At 69.1% G+C, this 2,282-nt stretch carries 2 protein-coding genes; both read right to left on the reverse strand.

Features of this window, described 5'->3' with window-relative positions; all coding sequences use genetic code 11:
• Positions 1-1,223 (reverse strand): type I polyketide synthase (locus ACZ7DL_RS39015; RefSeq protein ID WP_470781820.1); only part of this gene is annotated, 1,223 nt, incomplete at its 3' end.
• A gap of 46 nt (positions 1,224-1,269) precedes the next feature.
• Positions 1,270-2,282, reverse strand: a 1,013-nt coding sequence (locus tag ACZ7DL_RS39020) for a beta-ketoacyl reductase (RefSeq protein ID WP_470781822.1), incomplete at its 5' end; no start/stop codon positions are given.

Here is a 2,282-nt window from a genome sequence, read left to right on the forward strand (position 1 = left end):
CGCGGGACGACGCCCTCGCGCATGGCCATGACCATTTTGATGATGCCGGCGACGCCTGCGGCGGCCTGGGTGTGGCCGATGTTGGACTTGATGGAGCCGAGGAGGAGGGGCTGGTCGGCGGGGCGGTTCTGGCCGTAGGTGGCGAGGAGGGCTTCGGCTTCGATGGGGTCGCCGAGCTTGGTGCCGGTGCCGTGGCCTTCGATGACGTCGACATCGGAGGTGGTGAGTCCGGCGCTGGCCAGGGCTTGGCGGATGACGCGTTGCTGGGAGGGGCCGTTGGGTGCGGTGAGGCCGTTGGAGGCGCCGTCCTGGTTGATCGCCGAGCCGCGGACCACGGCCAGCACCTGGTGGCCGTTGCGCTGGGCGTCGGAGAGGCGCTCCACCAGCAGGATGCCGACACCCTCGGACCAACCCGTGCCGTCCGCCGATGCGGAGTAGGCCTTGCAGCGGCCGTCCGGTGACAGCCCACGCTGCCGGCTGAACTCCATGAAGACCGTGGGCGTCGGCATGATCGTGACGCCACCCGCCAACGCCAGGGAGCACTCGCCGTTCCTGAGCGCCTGGATGGCGAGGTGGAGGGCGACCAGCGACGACGAGCAGGCCGTGTCGAGGGTGACCGCGGGACCAGTCAGCCCGAGTTGGTACGCGATCCGTCCGGACACGACGCTGCCCGCGCTGCCGCTCACCAGGAACCCTTCGAGCTCCTCGGGCAGGTTCCGGTGCTGGAACGCGTAGTTCTGGTACATCGTTCCGACGAACACGCCGGTCGGTGTGGCACGCAGAGATGCGGGACTGATACCGGCTCGTTCCACCGTCTCCCACGCCGTTTCCAGCAGCACCCGCTGCTGCGGGTCCATGGCCAGCGCCTCGCGCGGGGAGATGCCGAAGAATTCCGCGTCGAACGCACCCGGCGCGTCGAGGAATCCGCCTTCTCGCGCATAAGTGGTACCGGGCCGATCGGGGTCCGGATCGAAAAGCGCTTCCAGGTCCCATCCCCGGTCGTTCGGGAAATCGGTCACAGCGTCTCCGCCGGAAGCGACGAGCTGCCACAGCTCCTCCGGGGAGCGGACGCCCCCCGGGAAACGGCACGCCATGCCGACGATCGCCACCGGCTCCGCCGCACGTGCCTCCAGTTCGGCGACGCGCTGGCGCGAACGACGCAGGTCCGTCGTGGCCTTGCGCAGGTATTCAACGACCTTTTCGTGCTGATCATTCTGAGTCATCGTCTCGCTCCTCGTCATGCATCGGTCCGGCAGTCCGGCAGGGAATTCACGAGACCTCGGTTTCCTGGTCGATGATGTCGAAGAGCTCGTCGACGGAGGCCGTACTCAAATCGTCCTCGGCGGGCCCGACTCCGGCGGCGACCCGAAGGCTCTCTGCCATCCGCTCCAGCCGGGCCGCCAGGGCGACGGGATCCGAGGAGTCCTGCGCGTGAGCGCGCAAAGCGGATTCCAGCCGGTCGATTTCCTCTTCCACGGACCGAGGTGCGGGAAGCGATGTGGAATAGAACCGGTCGATGAGGAATTCGGCCACCGCGGTGGCAGTGGGGTGGTCGAAGACCAGTGCCGCGGGCAGCGGAGCCCCGACGGCGGTGCTGAGACGGTTGCGCAGTTCCGTCGCGCCCAGGGAGTCGAAGCCCAGCTCGCTGAACGGCCGGGAGGGGTCGACGTTCTGTGTCCGGGCATGGCCCAGAACCTGGGCGACATGGGAGACCACGACGTTGAGCACGATGCGGCTCCGCTCGTCCTCGGACACCCCGGCCACCTGCTGGGCAAGTGAGCCCGAGCCGGCCGCCTGGGCCTTGGCCGGCGTCGCGACGACACCGCGCAACACGGGCGGCACTGCGGCCAGTTCACCGAGCGCCTGAGCGTTGAACCGTACCGGTGCGACGTACGCCTGGTCCTGCGTCAGGGCGGCGTCGAACAGTGCCATGCCCTCGCGTGCGGTCATCGGCGCCACCGCGCCGCGCTCCACCCGCTCCCGGCTGTCCGCGTCCAACTGCCCGATCATTCCGCTGTCCTGGGCCCACAGGCCCCAGCCGAGCGACAGCCCCGGCAGCCCGCAGGCACGGCGGTGGTGGGCGAGCGTGTCCAGGAAGGAGTTGCCCGCCGCGTAGTTGGCCTGGCCGAGCGGGCCGAGCACGCCCGAGATCGACGAGTAGAGGACGAAGGCGGACAGGTCGCGGCTCTTGGTGAGTTCGTGCAGGTGCCAGGCGGCGTCGACCTTGGGCCGGAGGACCTTGTCGAGGAGTTCGGGGGTCATGTGGGGGAGGGTGCTGTCGT

It is taken from the genome of Streptomyces sp. NPDC036984 (assembly GCF_055607665.1).